Below are 14,530 nucleotides of genomic sequence, written 5' to 3' on the forward strand. Positions count from 1 at the left end.
TTCCGCTCCGGCCCCGGCCGAGGTTTCCGCTCCGGCCCCGGCCGAGGTTTCCGCTCCGGCCCCGGCCGAGGTTTCCGCTCCGGCCCCGGCCGAGGCGTTCGCCCCCGCCCCGCCGTCTGCCCCCTTCCTGCCGTTCATCCCACGGCAGCCCGCGTTGTCGGTGGGGCGTGGTTCGATGGAGGCATGATCGAAGACATCGCCACCGTGGATCTGTCCGGCGTCGAGGAGGCGGTTCGCAAGGCGGCCGCCGACGAGGTCATGCCGCGATTCCGGCAGCTCGCGGATCATGAGATCAGCGAGAAGAACGGCCCGCACGACCTCGTGACCATCGCCGACCGGCTCGCCGAGGAGCACCTCACCGCCTCGCTCACCGCCCTGCTGCCCGGCTCCGTCGTAGTCGGCGAAGAAGCCGCGCACGCCGATCCCGGCATCCTCGCCGCGCTGAGCGGGGACGCCCCGGTGTGGATCGTCGACCCGGTCGACGGCACCCGTCAGTTCGTCCGCGGCGAGCCGGGCTTCGCGACGCTCGTCACCCTCGCGCACCGCGGTGAGCTGCTCGCCTCCTGGACGTACGCGCCGGCCCTCGGCCTGATGGCCATCGCGCGGCGCGGTGCGGGAGCGCTGCTCAACGGAGAGCCGATCCGGGCCGGCTCACCCGCGCCCACGAAGACCCTCGAAGTGGCCATCTCGCACTTCGACTTCACCGATGACGCCCAGAAGCGGGCCCTCGCCGTACTGGAGACCGACGGCATAGCCCCGCGTCCCTGCGGCTCGGCGGGGCTCGAATACCTCAAGGTCGCGCGGGGCGAGATCGACGCCATCGCCTTCTCCTGGGAGAACGCCTGGGATCACGCGGCCGGCCTGCTGCTCGTCGCCGAGGCGGGTGGTTCCAGCGGCACGGTCGCGGGGGAGCCGTTCCGGATCGCGGGCGGAAACGCCCTGCCCTTCACCGCGGCGCGGGACGCCGCGACCGCGCGGCATATCCTTGGCCTGCTGGCAGCCGCCGGCTGATCGTCACAGCTGATCCTCAAGGACGAGGAGGAGGCCCAGGTGCCGTCCATGCTCGATGCGGTCGTCGTGGGGGCCGGGCCCAACGGGCTGACCGCCGCCGTCGAACTCGCCCGCCGTGGGTTCAAGGTCGAGGTGTACGAGGCGGCGGAGACGATCGGGGGCGGCGCGCGGACCGAGGAGTCCACGCTCCCCGGCTTCCGGCACGACCCGTGCTCCGCGGTGCACCCCCTCGGCATCGGCTCGCCCGCCTTCAACGCGATGCCGCTCGCCCGGCACGGCCTTGAGTGGCTGCAACCCGAACTCGCCATGGCGCACCCCTTCCCCGACGGCACGGCGGCGACGCTCGCCCGCTCCGTCGGCGAGACCGCGATGTCGCTGGGGCCGTACGACGCCGGTACGTACCGTCGGCTCGTCGCGCCCTTCATCGGCAAGTGGGACAGCCTCGCCGCCGACTACCTGCGCACCCAGTGGGACGGGCTGCCGCGCGACCCGCTGACGTACGCCCGCTTCGGCCTGCTCGCCGCGCAGCCCGTCTCGCTGCTCGGCCGCCGCTGGCGGGGCGAGAAGGCGGGCGCGCTGATGGCAGGCCTCAGCGCGCACGCCATCGCCCCGCTCAACGGTTTCGCGACCGCGGGCATCGCGCTGATGTTCGCCGTCGCGGCCCACGCCAACGGCTGGCCGGTGCCGCGCGGCGGCTCGCAGGCCATCTCGGACGCGCTCGGCTCCTACCTGCGCGAGCAGGGCGGCGCGATCCACACCGGATTCGAGGTGAAGCGCCTGGACGACCTCCCGCCGGCCCGCGCGTACATCTTCGACACCTCGCCGACCGCGCTCGCCCGGATCGCAGGGCTGGGCAACGCCTACCGCAACTACCGTTACGGCCCGAGCGTGTTCAAGGTCGACTACGCGCTGGCCGGCCCGGTCCCCTGGACCGCCGAGGACGCGCGCAGGGCCGGCACCGTCCACATCGGCCCCAGCAGCACGGAGATCGGCGCGGCGCTGACCGCGGCCGTCACGGGCCGCGAACCGTCCGTGCCCTTCCTGATCACCGCCCAGCCGAGCATCGTCGACCCGAGCAGAGCCCCGCAGGGCAAGCACACCTTCTGGGCCTACGGGCACGTCCCGCACGGCTGGACCGGCGACGCCACCGACCTGGTCGAGCGGCAGATCGAGCGCTTCGCCCCCGGCTTCCGCGACCGGGTGCTCGCCCGCGCGGTCGCGGGCCCGCCCGAACTGGCCGCGAAGAACGCCAACTACGTGGGAGGCGACATCGCCTGCGGCGCCTTCGCGGGCATGCAGAGCCTGCTGCGTCCCAAGCTCGCCCGCGTCCCGTACGCCACCGCCCACCCGGCCGTCTTCCTGTGCTCCGCGGCCACCCCGCCGGGCCCCGGAGTCCACGGCATGTCCGGGCACCACGCGGCCAAGGCGGTCTGGCGACGGCTCCGGGAGACGTCCCGATGACCGCCCCTTCGGCCCCGGTCGCCCTGACGCTCGTACGCGGCGACATCACCGAGCAGACGGTGGACGCGATCGTGAACGCGGCCAACTCCTCGCTGCTGGGCGGCGGAGGCGTCGACGGCGCGATCCACCGGCGCGGCGGCCCGCAGATCCTCGCGGACTGCCGCAAGCTGCGCGCCTCCCACTACGGCCGCGGGCTGGCCACCGGCAAGGCCGTCGCGACCACGGCCGGCCTGCTGCCCGCCCGCTGGGTCGTGCACACCGTCGGCCCCGTCTGGTCCGCCGAGCAGGACCGCTCGGACCTGCTGGCCTCCTGCTACCGCGAATCGCTGCGCGCCGCAAGGGAGTTGGGGGCCCGCACGGTCGCCTTTCCCGCCGTGTCCACCGGCATTTACCGGAGCTAATCGCAGTGCTCCGCCCTTTAGGGCGGGGGTGAAGCGATTCTGAGAAGTGCTCTGGCCGGCAGGTTCAGGCGGGGCGTTGCTGGTTCTCGATGTACTGGCGGACGACGGTGAGCGGTGTGCCGCCGCAGGACCCGGCGAAGTATGAGCGGGACCAGAAGTGTCCGCGCCACAGGTGGCGGCGGAGGTGGCTGTCGTAGCCTCCGGGAGGAGACACCCTTGAGGCTGTTGGCCAGTTTGGGCAGGGCGATCTTGGGCGGGTAGTTGGACGAGCGGGTGGACGTGATCTTGTTCGCCGTTGAACTCGCGCAGCTCGGCCTCGAAGCCTGTGCGGACCTCGCGCGCGATCTCTTCACAGCGGGTCAGCATGGCGTCGGTGAACGCCTTCCGGCGGTACTTGGTGACGAAACCACGTGGGCATGAAGGTGGTGGACGACGTGACGACTTGTGCGCACGGTGGGATCGGTTTCCGAGCGCGGTGACATAGGGCGACGATACGATCACTGGTATGGGGCTGGAGCGGGGGCTGGTGAGGCGGCAGCGTGGTCATCGCGCGCTGCTCGTGCTGTCTGCGGTGCAGGAAGCCAGGTTGGAGGATCAGGCGCACGCCGCGCGGGCGTTGTGGAATCTGCTGCACGACTGGTGGACGATGGCCCCCGCGTGCCGACGGCCGTCCCTGTCCGACGCCGACGCGGCGATCCGCCAGGCCCGCAAGGAGATCCCCTGGCTCGCTGACCGGGAGGCTGCCCGCACCGACCGTCCCGCGGCTCGCAGCCGGGAGACCACGCGCCGTCCGGTCTTGCCCGTCGCGCCGAGCACCGACACCTGGTCATTCACTGATTCCGTTGCCATGCCGTCCAGTCAGCGCACTGCCGCGCGGACCGGCCACGGGCCGGGGCCTCGGCCCCATGTCCATCCTTCCAAGCCGCCGGCTCGAAGCCCGTTTCCGAGAGCCGGATCAGCTTTCCGCCGCTTTTCATCGGCTTCTGCCGCCTTCTACCGCCTTCTGGCGGATTCTCCGGGAAGGCGTGCCGCGAATAGCGCGGAGCGGGACCGGGAAACCCGGGATCGGAGGGCATCCGGGAATGCGCCGCTCCGCCGGTCGGCCGAATCTCCCTTTGTCCGGACCCGGCGCACCGCGGACCGCCATGGGCAACGCGGGGGTCCGGCGGATAAGGTCGCAGCGGCGCGACTGCCTGTGCGAAAGCAAGGCCCGGAAAGTAAGGGGATGCCACGTGGCGGACGCCGCAAGGCCCACGAGACATGTACTGATCGCCGCGGACAAGTTCAAGGGTTCGCTCACCGCCGTGCAGGTCGCCGAGCACGTCACGGCCGGGCTGCGCCGGGTCGCACCCGGTGTCGAGGTGGAAGCGCTGCCCGTCGCCGACGGGGGCGACGGCACCGTCGACGCCGCGATCGCCGCGGGCTTCGAACGCCGCGAGGCACGGGTGAGCGGCCCGCTCGGCGACCTGGTGACAGCGACCTACGCCCTGCGCGGGGACACCGCGGTCGTCGAGATGGCCGAGGCATCGGGGCTGCGCCACCTTCCCGAGGGCGTCTTCGAGCCGCTCACCGCCTCCACGTACGGCACCGGTGAGCTGCTCCGCAGCGCGCTGGACGCGGGAGCGCGCACCATCGTCTTCGGCGTCGGCGGCAGCGCCACAACCGATGGCGGCGCGGGCATGCTGGCCGCGCTGGGCGCCCGGTTCCTCGACAAGAACGACGAGCCGATCGCGCCGGGCGGCGGCTCGCTCGGCGACCTCGCCACGGCCGATCTCTCCGGCCTCGACCCGCGCCTCGCGCGGGTGAGCATCGTGCTCGCCAGCGATGTGGACAACCCCCTCACCGGCCCGAAGGGCGCACCGGCCGTCTACGGGCCGCAGAAGGGGGCGGACGAGCAGGACGTCGCGACCCTGGACGCGGCGCTCTCGCACTACGCCCGGGTGCTGGAGAAGACGGCCATGCCCACGGTCGCCCAGTCGCCCGGCGCGGGAGCGGCCGGCGGCATCGGCTACGGGGCGCTGGTCGGCCTGGGCGCGACCTTCCGGCCCGGTATCGACGTGATGCTCGACGTGCTCGGCTTCGCGGACGCCCTGGACCGCGCGGACCTCGTGATCACCGGCGAGGGCTCGCTGGACGAGCAGACCCTGCACGGCAAGGCCCCGGCCGGGGTGGCCGCGGCGGCCCGCGCCCAGAACATCGAGGTGATCGCCGTCTGCGGGCGTCTCACACTGGCCCCCGAGGTGCTGGGCCGCGCCGGAATACGGCGTGCGTACGCGCTCACGGAGCTGGAGCCGGACCCGGCGGTCTGCATGGCCCAGGCGGGCCCGATCCTGGAACGCGTGGCGGAGAACATCGCACACGACTTCCTGAGCTGACGCGCGACCGATCCGCGCGCGGCGGTGCGCGGCGGTGCGCGGACGCCGGGCCGCAGCCGCCCGTGTCCGTTCGGCCGCGCTGTCCTCAAGCGCCCGGGGGCACCTCCCGGCCGAAGGCTGGGGGGTGTGGGAAGGGCTGGGGGGAGCCTGAGGACAATCCGGCCACCGGACGGACCCGGTCAACCGTTTCGCGGTCACCGCCCGCACGGCGAGGGCCCGGCACGGCGAGGGCCCCCGAGCTGTATCGCTCGGGGGCCCTCGGCATGTCGTACGGTCCGGCGCTACGGCATCTGTGCCGTCCGCGCCTCGCGGCGGTTGCCGCGGAAGGTGTTCACTCTGCGGGCCGTGGCGAAGAGCGGGATCACCGCGCCCAGCACGACCTGGAGCGCACAGGCGGTCTGCAGCAGCAGCGTGCCGCCCGGCGCGTCGAAGGCCCACGCGGCCAGCATGCCCATGGAGATCACGATCCAGCTCAGCATCGCCACCGCCAGCACACCCTGTGGCTTCGGGTACTCGACCCGGCTCACCATCAGCCAGGCCACCCCGATGATCGCCAGCAGCGTCGGGATGAAGGGCAGCTCCAGCAGCACGATCGAGACGACCGTCAGCGCGCCGAAGGGGCTCGGCATGCCCTGGAAGACGCCGTCCTTCAGCGTCACGCAGGAGAATCTCGCAAGCCGCAGGACCACCGCCAGCAGCACCACGATCGCGGCCACCGCCGAGACGCGCTGGTGCGCGCCCTCGGTGACCATGCCCCAGACCACCACGAAGTAGGCGGGAGCGAGACCGAAGCTGATCAGGTCGGAGAGATTGTCCAGCTCGGCGCCCATCGCCGAGCTGCGCAGCTTGCGCGCCACGAGCCCGTCGAACAGGTCGAAGACCGACGCCAGCAGCATCAGTATCACCGCGGTCGCGGCGCTGTGCCGGGCCATTCCGCCGACCTCGCTGCCCGTGAGGTGCGGGATGAGGACGCCGGTGGTGGTGAAGTACACGGCCATGAAGCCGCAGGTCGCGTTACCGAGAGTGAGGGTGTCCGCTATCGACAGGCGAGTGGACAGCGGCATGCTCTCCTCGTCCTCGTCGACGTCGGCTTCGGGGACCCAGGCTGCCTGGGTGTCGGGATCAACCACGGTCAAGACGAGTCACCCCAGCCTGTGTGACCTGGCCGACCTCGACCGCGGTCTCGACACCTTCCGGCAGGTACACGTCGACGCGGGAGCCGAACCGGATCAGGCCGATGCGCTCGCCCTGCTCCAGCTTCGCTCCACGCGGCACGTACGGCACGATGCGGCGGGCGACGGCGCCGGCGATCTGCACCAGCTCGATGTCGCCGAGCTCGGTGTCGAAGTGCCAGACGACGCGCTCGTTGTTCTCGCTCTCCTTGTTGAACGCCGGAACGTATCCACCGGGGATGTGCTCGACCGAGGTCACCGTGCCCGCGAGGGGCGCGCGGTTGACGTGGACGTTCAGCGGGCTCATGAAGATCGCGACGCGGGTGCGCCCGTCCTTCCACGGCATGATGCTCTGCACCACGCCGTCGGCCGGAGAGATGACGCGACCCTGGGTGATCTCGCGCTCCGGGTCACGGAAGAACCACAGCATGCCGGCCGCGAGCACGGTGGAGGGCACGGCGAGGGCAGCCCAGCGCCCGGAGCGACGCGCTCGGACGAGGCTGACCGCAGCCGTGGCGACGGTCGGGAGGAGCCACGGCGACGCTCCGCGCGCGAGGCGGACGCGGCCGCGTGGTGCTGCAGAGGATTGACTGTCGGGCATGGATGACCTTCGTAGCGGAGGATGCCGCGTATAAGAGGGGGACGGCGGCTTTCCGGGGATGGTATCGGTTGCGAGCGGCAACTGAGCAAGCGCCAAGGCCAGTCGATGGCCGGTTCGCGATGACAGGGTGTGATCTTCTTCTCGGTCAAAATGTACCAAAAGCGACAATCACCCCTGGATTCGATAGTCCTCGAGTAGCCGGCGGCCAATGATCATTTTCTGGATCTCGGCGGTACCTTCACCAATCAGGAGCATGGGAGCCTCGCGGTAGAGCCGCTCGATCTCATACTCCTTGGAGAAGCCGTAGCCGCCGTGGATGCGGAACGCGTCCTCGACGACCTCCTTGCAGTACTCGGAAGCCAGGTACTTGGCCATCCCGGCCTCTAGGTCATTGCGTTGTCCCGAGTCCTTTTTGCGAGCTGCATTTACCATCATCGCATGGGCCGCCTCGACCTTGGTGGCCATCTCGGCGAGTTTGAACTGAATTGCCTGGTGTTCCGCGATGGCTTTGCCGAAGGTATGGCGCTGCTGCGCGTAGGAGACACCCAACTCGAAGGCACGTTGTGCGACACCGCAACCACGGGCGGCCACATTCACCCGGCCGACCTCGACACCGTCCATCATTTGGTAAAAACCGCGCCCGGTCTGTCCGCCGAGTACGCGATTGGCCGGAATGCGCACCCCGTCCATGATCAGTTCGGTGGTGTCGACCCCCTTGTAGCCCATCTTGTCGATCTTGCCGGGAATGGTGAGACCCGGCTTGACCTCGCCGAATCCCGGCTCCTTCTCGATCAGGAAGGTGGTCATCGACTTGTGCGGGGCGGTGCCCTCGGGGTGGCCCTCGTCGGTCTTGCACAGCACCGCGACCAGATTGGCCGTACCGCCGTTCGTCAGCCACATCTTCTGGCCGTTGAGGATGTACTCGTCGCCGTCCCTGACGCCCCTGGAGCTGATCGCGGCGACATCCGAGCCCAGCGCCGGCTCCGACATCGAGAACGCGCCGCGGACTTCGCCGGTCGCCATCCGGGGCAGGAAGTAGTCCCGCTGTTCCTGCGTTCCGTGCTGCTTGAGCATGTATGCCACGATGAAATGGGTGTTGATGATCCCCGACACGCTCATCCAGCCGCGGGCGATCTCCTCCACGCACAGCGCGTATGTGAGAAGTGACTCACCGAGGCCGCCGTACTCCTCCGGGATCATCAGCCCGAACAGACCGAGTTCCTTGAGGCCCTCGACGATCTGCACCGGGTATTCGTCGCGGTGCTCCAGTCCGGTCGCAACCGGAATGATCTCCTTGTCGACGAAGTCGCGGACGGTGGACAGGATTTCCCGCTGAATATCGGTCAATCCATCGGTCTGCGCGAGGCGTCCCATCACTTCTCCCGGCGAATCGGTTCGGGGCGGCCGGGCTGCTCGCCGCCGCGCTCCTTGATGTAACTCTCCGTGGGAACCATCACCTTGCGCCGGAAGACGCAGACGACGGTGCCGTCCTGCTTGTAGCCGGTGGTCTCGACGTACACCACGCCGCGGTCCGACTTGGAGCGCGAGGGGGTCTTGTCGAGCACGGTCGTCTCGCCGTAGATCGTGTCGCCGTGGAAGGTCGGCGCGATGTGCTTGAGCGACTCGACCTCCAGGTTGGCGATGGCCTTGCCGGAGACGTCCGGCACCGACATGCCGAGCAGCAGCGAGTAGACGTAGTTGCCGACCACGACGTTCTGCCCGAAGTCGGTGGTCTTCCCCGCGTAGTTGGTGTCGAGGTGCAGCGGGTGGTGGTTCATGGTGAGCAGGCAGAAAAGGTGATCGTCGTACTCGGTGACGGTCTTTCCAGGCCAGTGCTTGTAGACAGCACCGACCTCGAACTCCTCGTATGTGCGTCCGAACTGCATCGCGCTCAGGCCTCCGGGGCTTCGAACTTGGATGTGCGCGTCATGCCGGCGGCGCGGCCCTTGCCCGCGATGACGAGCGCCATCTTGCGGCTGGCCTCGTCGATCATCTCGTCGCCGAGCATCGCGGAGCCCTTCGCGCCGCCCGCCTCGGAGGTGCAGTAGTCGTACGCGTCGAGGATCAGCTCGGCGTGGTCGTAGTCCTCCTGGCCAGGGGAGAAGATCTCGTTGGCGGCGGCCACCTGACCGGGGTGCAGCACCCACTTGCCGTCGAAGCCGAGGGCCGCCGCGCGGCCCGCCACCTCGCGGTAGGCGTCCACGTCGCGGATCTGCAGGAACGGTCCGTCGATGGCCTGGAGGTCGTGCGTACGGGCCGCCATCAGGATGCGCATCAGGATGTAGTGGTAGGCGTCCGCGCCGTAGCCGGGCGGCTGCTGGCCGACCACCAGGGTCTTCATGTTGATCGAGGCCATGAAGTCCGCCGGGCCGAAGACGATGGTCTCCATGCGCTGCGAGGCGCCGGCGATCTCGTCGACGTTCACCAGGCCCTTGGCGTTCTCGATCTGCGCCTCGATGCCGATCTTGCCGACCTCGAAGCCCATCGTCTTCTCGATCTGGGTCAGCAGCAGGTCGAGCGCCTTGATCTGGGTGGCGTCCTGGACCTTCGGCAGCATGATGCAGTCGAGGTTGGGGCCCGCGCCCTCGACGACCGTCACGACGTCGCGGTAGGTCCAGTGCGTGGTCCAGTCGTTGACCCGCACGACCCGGGTCTTGCCCGTCCAGTCACCGTTGTTGAGCGCGTCGACGATGGTGTGCCGGGCGCCCTCCTTGGCGAGCGGCGCGCAGGCGTCCTCCAGGTCCAGGAACACCTGGTCCGCGGGGAGTCCCTGGGCCTTCTCCAGGAAGCGCGGGTTGCTGCCCGGCACGGCCAGGCAGGAGCGGCGCGGGCGCAGCCGGGTGAAGCCGTCGGCGGTGGCGGGGGCGGTGACGGGGGCGCTCATACGGGGACCTCCAGTGGTTCGAGCTTGTTCGCTCTGCGGATCTCGTCGACGATACGGCCGATGATCTCGGTGATGCCGAAGTCCTTCGGGGTGAACACGGCCGCTACTCCGGCCGCGCGCAGGTCCTCGGCGTCGCCGGACGGGATGATGCCGCCGACGATCACCGGGACGTCGTCCACGCCGGCCCGGCGCAGCCGGTTCAGGACGTCGGGGACCAGTTCGGCGTGCGAGCCGGACAGGATCGACAGGCCCACGCAGTGCACGTCCTCGGCGACGGCCGCCGAGACGATCTGTTCCGGGGTGAGCCGGATGCCCTGGTAGACCACTTCGAAGCCGGCGTCGCGGGCCCGTACGGCGATCTGCTCGGCGCCGTTGCTGTGCCCGTCCAGGCCCGGCTTGCCGACGAGCAGCCGCAGGCGGCCGGCGCCCAGGTCGCGGGCGGTCGCGGTGACCTTTTCGCGCACCTGCGCGAGCGGGGTGCCGGCCTCGGCGGTGACGGCCACCGGAGCGCTGCTGACGCCCGTGGGGGCGCGGAACTCGCCGAAGACGTCCCGCAGCGCCCAGGACCACTCGCCGGTCGTCACACCGGCGCGTACGCACTCCAGGGTGGCTTCCATCAGGTTGACGTCGCCTGCCGCGCCCGCCTTGAGGACCGCGAGGGCCTCCTGGGCGCGGTGCTCGTCGCGGTCGTCGCGCCAGATGTGCAGCGCGGCGACGACGCGGGCCTCGTTGGCCGGGTCCACGGTCATGATCGAGGTGCCGAGGTCCGCGGTGAGCGGGCTGGGGGCGGTGGTCTCGTAGCAGTTGACGCCGACGATCTTCTCCTCGCCCGACTCGATCCTGGCCCGCCGCTCGGCGTGCGAGGAGACGAGCTGGGACTTGAGGTAGCCGGACTCGACGGCCGCGACGGCGCCGCCCATCTTCTCCACCACGGCCATCTCGGCGAGCGTCGCTTCGACGATCTCCTGGACCTTGGCCTCGATGACATGGCTGCCGTCGAAGATGTCGGCGTATTCGAGCAGGTCGCTCTCGTGCGCGAGCACCTGCTGGATGCGCAGCGACCACTGCTGGTCCCAGGGCCGGGGCAGCCCCAGCGCCTCGTTCCAGGCGGGGAGTTGGACGGCGCGGGCGCGAGCGTCCTTGGAGAGCGTGACGGCCAGCATTTCGAGCACGATGCGCTGGACGTTGTTCTCCGGCTGGGCCTCGGTCAGGCCGAGCGAGTTGACCTGGACGCCGTAGCGGAAGCGGCGCTGCTTGTCGTTCTCGATGCCGTAGCGCTCGCGGGTGACCTGGTCCCAGATGCGGCTGAAGGCGCGCATCTTGCACATCTCCTCGACGAAGCGGACGCCCGCGTTGACGAAGAAGGAGATCCGGGCGACGACGTCGCCGAACTTGTCGGCCGGCACCTGGCCGGAGTCGCGTACCGCGTCGAGCACGGCGATCGCCGTCGCCATCGCGTACGAGATCTCCTGGACCGGGGTCGCCCCGGCCTCCTGGAGGTGGTAGCTGCAGATGTTGATCGGGTTCCACTTGGGCAGGTTGGCCACCGCGTACGTGATCATGTCGGTGGTCAGCCGGAGCGAGGGGCCGGGCGGGAAGACGTGCGTCCCGCGCGACAGGTACTCCTTGACGATGTCGTTCTGCGTCGTCCCGGAGAGCTTGGTGATGTCGAGGCCCTGCTCCTCGGCGACCACCTGGTACATGGCCAGCAGCCACATCGCGGTGGCGTTGATGGTCATCGAGGTGTTCATCCGGTCCAGCGGGATGTCCTGGAACAGCCGCCGCATGTCGCCGAGGTGGGACACCGGAACCCCGACCCGGCCGACCTCGCCGCGGGCCAGGACGTGGTCGGGGTCATAACCGGTCTGCGTCGGGAGGTCGAACGCGACCGACAGTCCGGTCTGGCCCTTGGCGAGGTTGTTGCGGTACAGCTCGTTGGACGCCTCGGCGGTGGAGTGGCCCGCGTAGGTCCGCATCAGCCACGGACGATCCTTCTGACGCTCAGTCATATGGTGCGTCTCTCAGACGTTCCGGTGGTTCGGGGCGGCCGGTGCCGGCGCGTCGTCCCGGAACAGGTTGATGGAGTGGACGTGCTGCTCGCGCAGTTCGTGGTCGCGCACGCCCAGTCCCTCTTCGGGGGCCAGCGCCAGGACGCCGACCTTGCCCTGGTGGAGGTTGCGGTGCACGTCGTACGCCGCCTGGCCGGTGTCCTCCAGCGAGTAGACCTTCGACAGCGTCGGGTGGATCTTGCCCTTGGCGACGAGGCGGTTGGCCTCCCAGGCTTCGCGGTAGTTGGCGAAGTGCGAGCCGACGATCTTCTTGAGGCTCATCCACAGGTAGCGGTTGTCGTACTCGTGGGTGTAGCCGGAGGTCGAGGCGCAGGTGACGATCGTGCCGCCCTTGCGGGTCACGTAGACCGACGCGCCAAAGGTCTCGCGGCCCGGGTGCTCGAAGACGATGTCGACGTCCTCGCCGCCGGTGAGTTCACGGATGCGCTTGCCCAGCCGCTTCCACTCGCGCGGGTCCTGGGTGTGCTCGTCCTTCCAGAACTTGTAGCCCTCGGCGTTGCGGTCGATGATCGCGTCGGCGCCCATCCGGCGGCAGATGTCGGCCTTCTGGTCGCTGGAGACCACGCAGATCGGGTTGGCGCCGCCGGCCAGCGCGAACTGGGTCGCGTAGGAGCCGAGTCCGCCGCTCGCGCCCCAGATCAGGACGTTGTCGCCCTGCTTCATGCCGGCGCCGTTGCGCGAGACCAGCTGCCGGTAGGCGGTGGAGTTCACCAGGCCCGGGGCCGCGGACTCCTCCCAGCTCAGGTGCTTGGGCTTGGGCATCAGCTGGTTGGACTTGACGAGCGCGATCTCGGCGAGGCCGCCGAAGTTCGTCTCGAAGCCCCAGATCCGCTGCTCGGGGTCGAGCATCGTGTCGTTGTGGCCGTCGGAGGATTCCAGTTCCACCGACAGACAGTGCGCCACGACCTCGTCGCCCGGGCCCCAGGCGTTGACGCCGGGGCCGGTGCGGAGCACGACGCCGGACAGGTCGGAGCCGAGCACGTGGTACGGCAGGTCGTGCCGCTTGCTGAGCGGCGAGAGCTTCCCGTACCGCTCCAGGAAGCTGAAGGTGGAGACCGGCTCGAAGATCGAGCTCCAGACCGAGTTGTAGTTCACCGAGCTGGCCATCACGGCGACGAGTGCCTCGCCGGGGCCGAGCTCGGGCAGCGGCACGTCGTCCAGGTGCAGGGACTTGCGAGGGTCCTTGTCCCGGCTCTCGACGCCCGCGAACATCTCCTGCTCGTCCTTGTGCACGGTGACCGCGCGGTAGGACTCGGGGAGCGGCAGGGCGGCGAAGTCGGCCTTGGTGCTGTCGGGCGAGAGGATCGCGTCCAGGATTTCGTTCACAGTGGGGCCTCCGGCGAAGCGTTCGGGGACGCTTGAGGGAACGCTGGGGATTTGGTGGGTGGGTGCCGTCGGTTCGGCGGATGGTGCTCGGCAGCGCGGGTAGCGCGGGAGGTGCCTGTGACGCAGGCGTCCGGGCCGCAATCGGATTGCGGGGACAGCCGGCGCACGACGGGTATGTCTGCGCGCCGGCCGCCCGGACACCTTCAAGGTATGGCACCGCGTGCCACTCGACAAGACACTGGGTGCCAACAATTTCGCGCAGTTGTCATCCGCTGTGCACGCATGAGCAGTGCTTAGCAGGAAAAGCCGCCCCATAGCGGGACGGCTTTCACTGTGTGTGTTGCTTTGTGTGCGTTCAGTCGCGGCGCAGCGCGCGCTCGATGGTGCGCATGACCTCGCCGAGCGGTGCGTCGGTACGGGCCACCGCGACCAGCACCTCGCCCTGCCGGGAGACGGTCGCGGCCGGCGGCTCCTGCTCGCCGGCCGCCGATCTGCCCGCGCCTATCCCGCTGCCGAAGGTGTCCCGGACGATCGCGAAGGCGTGGTCCAACTGGCTCTCCACGTCACCCTGGCCGCCCGCGCGCAGCCAGCGCCGCAGCACGTGGTTGTGCGCGGTGACCACCGCGGAGGCGGCGACCTCGGCGAGCAGCGGGTCGTCGTCGCCGTCGTGGTGCGCGGTCTCGTCGAAGTGGCCCAGCAGATAGCGGGTGAAGAGCCGCTCGTAACGGGCCACCGAGGCGATCTCGCGCTCCCGCAGGGTGGTCACCTCGCGGGTCAGCCGGTAGCGCTCCACGGACACGGCCGGGGAGGCCGCGTACATCCGCATGACCTCGCGGATGCCCCGGCAGACGGTGTCCAGCGGGTGCTCGTGCGGCGGGGCGGCGTCGAGGACCGCCTCGGCGCGCACCAGGGTGTCGTCGTGGTCGGGGAAGATCGCCTCTTCCTTGGAACGGAAGTGACGGAAGAAGGTCCGGCGCGCGACTCCGGCCCGCGCCGCGATCTCGTCGACCGTGGTGGCCTCGTAGCCCTTGGCCGCGAACAGCTCCATCGCCGCCGCCGCCAGTTCCCGGCGCATCTTGAGGCGCTGCGCGGCGGCCCGGCGGCTGCCGGGGGTCTCCGCGCCGTCCGTGGTCCGGTTCGGAGTCGATTGCAGCGTACGGGCGGACCTCACGGGCTGGGACATGGGCCGAACGTACTGCATTCGCGTCGGGGGCGGCTCCCGAACCCCTG

13 protein-coding genes and 2 pseudogenes are annotated in these 14,530 nt (G+C 69.9%); 5 read left to right on the forward strand and 10 right to left on the reverse strand.

Features of this window, described 5'->3' with window-relative positions:
• From QMK28_RS11505 to QMK28_RS11520, 4 genes and pseudogenes are all read left to right on the forward strand, one after another.
• Positions 1-187 (forward strand): hypothetical protein (locus QMK28_RS11505; protein WP_326436986.1); only part of this gene is annotated, 187 nt, incomplete at its 5' end.
• Entirely contained in the window at positions 184-1,011 is an 828-nt protein-coding gene (locus QMK28_RS11510) for an inositol monophosphatase family protein (protein ID WP_326436987.1), read from the forward strand. The genes QMK28_RS11505 and QMK28_RS11510, both read left to right, overlap by 4 nt.
• 39 nt (positions 1,012-1,050) lie before the next feature.
• Positions 1,051-2,472 carry a phytoene desaturase family protein gene (locus QMK28_RS11515; RefSeq protein ID WP_326436988.1) on the forward strand — a complete coding sequence of 474 codons (1,422 nt, stop codon included), beginning with the start codon at positions 1,051-1,053 and terminating at the stop codon, positions 2,470-2,472.
• A pseudogene (locus QMK28_RS11520) lies at positions 2,469-2,867 on the forward strand (O-acetyl-ADP-ribose deacetylase); the annotation flags it as partial. The gene QMK28_RS11515 and the pseudogene QMK28_RS11520, both read left to right, overlap by 4 nt.
• Positions 2,868-2,937: 70 nt before the next feature.
• Here QMK28_RS11520 and tnpA read toward each other — a convergent pair.
• Both tnpA and QMK28_RS11530 read right to left on the reverse strand, forming a co-directional pair.
• Positions 2,938-3,355 (reverse strand): annotated as a pseudogene (gene tnpA / locus QMK28_RS11525) (IS200/IS605 family transposase).
• A gap of 112 nt (positions 3,356-3,467) precedes the next feature.
• Positions 3,468-3,722 (reverse strand): hypothetical protein, encoded by a 255-nt coding sequence (locus QMK28_RS11530; RefSeq protein WP_326436989.1) that lies wholly within the window; start codon positions 3,720-3,722, stop codon positions 3,468-3,470.
• A gap of 383 nt (positions 3,723-4,105) precedes the next feature.
• Between QMK28_RS11530 and QMK28_RS11535 the strand changes: the two genes are divergently transcribed.
• Positions 4,106-5,248 (forward strand): glycerate kinase, encoded by a 1,143-nt coding sequence (locus tag QMK28_RS11535; RefSeq protein ID WP_326436990.1) that lies wholly within the window; start codon positions 4,106-4,108, stop codon positions 5,246-5,248.
• 281 nt (positions 5,249-5,529) lie between these two features.
• Here QMK28_RS11535 and pssA read toward each other — a convergent pair whose 3' ends face one another.
• The 8 genes from pssA to QMK28_RS11575 all read right to left on the reverse strand — a co-directional run bounded on the left by pssA (position 5,530) and on the right by QMK28_RS11575 (position 14,501).
• Positions 5,530-6,384, reverse strand: a complete 855-nt coding sequence (pssA, locus tag QMK28_RS11540; RefSeq protein WP_326436991.1) for a CDP-diacylglycerol--serine O-phosphatidyltransferase — start codon at positions 6,382-6,384, stop codon at positions 5,530-5,532.
• Positions 6,371-7,021, reverse strand: a complete 651-nt coding sequence (locus QMK28_RS11545) for a phosphatidylserine decarboxylase (protein ID WP_326436992.1) — start codon at positions 7,019-7,021, stop codon at positions 6,371-6,373. Before QMK28_RS11545 ends, pssA begins: the two co-directional genes overlap by 14 nt.
• A gap of 168 nt (positions 7,022-7,189) precedes the next feature.
• Entirely contained in the window at positions 7,190-8,395 is a 1,206-nt protein-coding gene (locus QMK28_RS11550; protein WP_326436993.1) for an acyl-CoA dehydrogenase family protein, read from the reverse strand.
• Entirely contained in the window at positions 8,395-8,907 is a 513-nt protein-coding gene (locus QMK28_RS11555; protein WP_326436994.1) for a MaoC family dehydratase, read from the reverse strand. The genes QMK28_RS11550 and QMK28_RS11555 overlap by 1 nt, the downstream gene beginning before the upstream one ends.
• Positions 8,908-8,912: 5 nt before the next feature.
• Positions 8,913-9,905: an HpcH/HpaI aldolase/citrate lyase family protein gene (locus QMK28_RS11560; protein WP_326436995.1), complete on the reverse strand. Its 993-nt coding sequence runs from the start codon at positions 9,903-9,905 to the stop codon at positions 8,913-8,915.
• Positions 9,902-11,914 (reverse strand): protein meaA, encoded by a 2,013-nt coding sequence (locus QMK28_RS11565; protein WP_326436996.1) that lies wholly within the window; start codon positions 11,912-11,914, stop codon positions 9,902-9,904. Before QMK28_RS11565 ends, QMK28_RS11560 begins: the two co-directional genes overlap by 4 nt.
• Positions 11,915-11,926: 12 nt before the next feature.
• Positions 11,927-13,300, reverse strand: a complete 1,374-nt coding sequence (gene ccrA, locus QMK28_RS11570) for a crotonyl-CoA carboxylase/reductase (protein WP_326436997.1) — start codon at positions 13,298-13,300, stop codon at positions 11,927-11,929.
• 355 nt (positions 13,301-13,655) lie between these two features.
• Entirely contained in the window at positions 13,656-14,501 is an 846-nt protein-coding gene (locus QMK28_RS11575) for a TetR family transcriptional regulator (RefSeq protein WP_326436998.1), read from the reverse strand.
• Positions 14,502-14,530: the final 29 nt, after the last annotated feature.

The organism is Streptomyces sp. H27-D2, from assembly GCF_035828615.1.
In the GTDB taxonomy this organism is placed as follows: domain Bacteria; phylum Actinomycetota; class Actinomycetes; order Streptomycetales; family Streptomycetaceae; genus Streptomyces.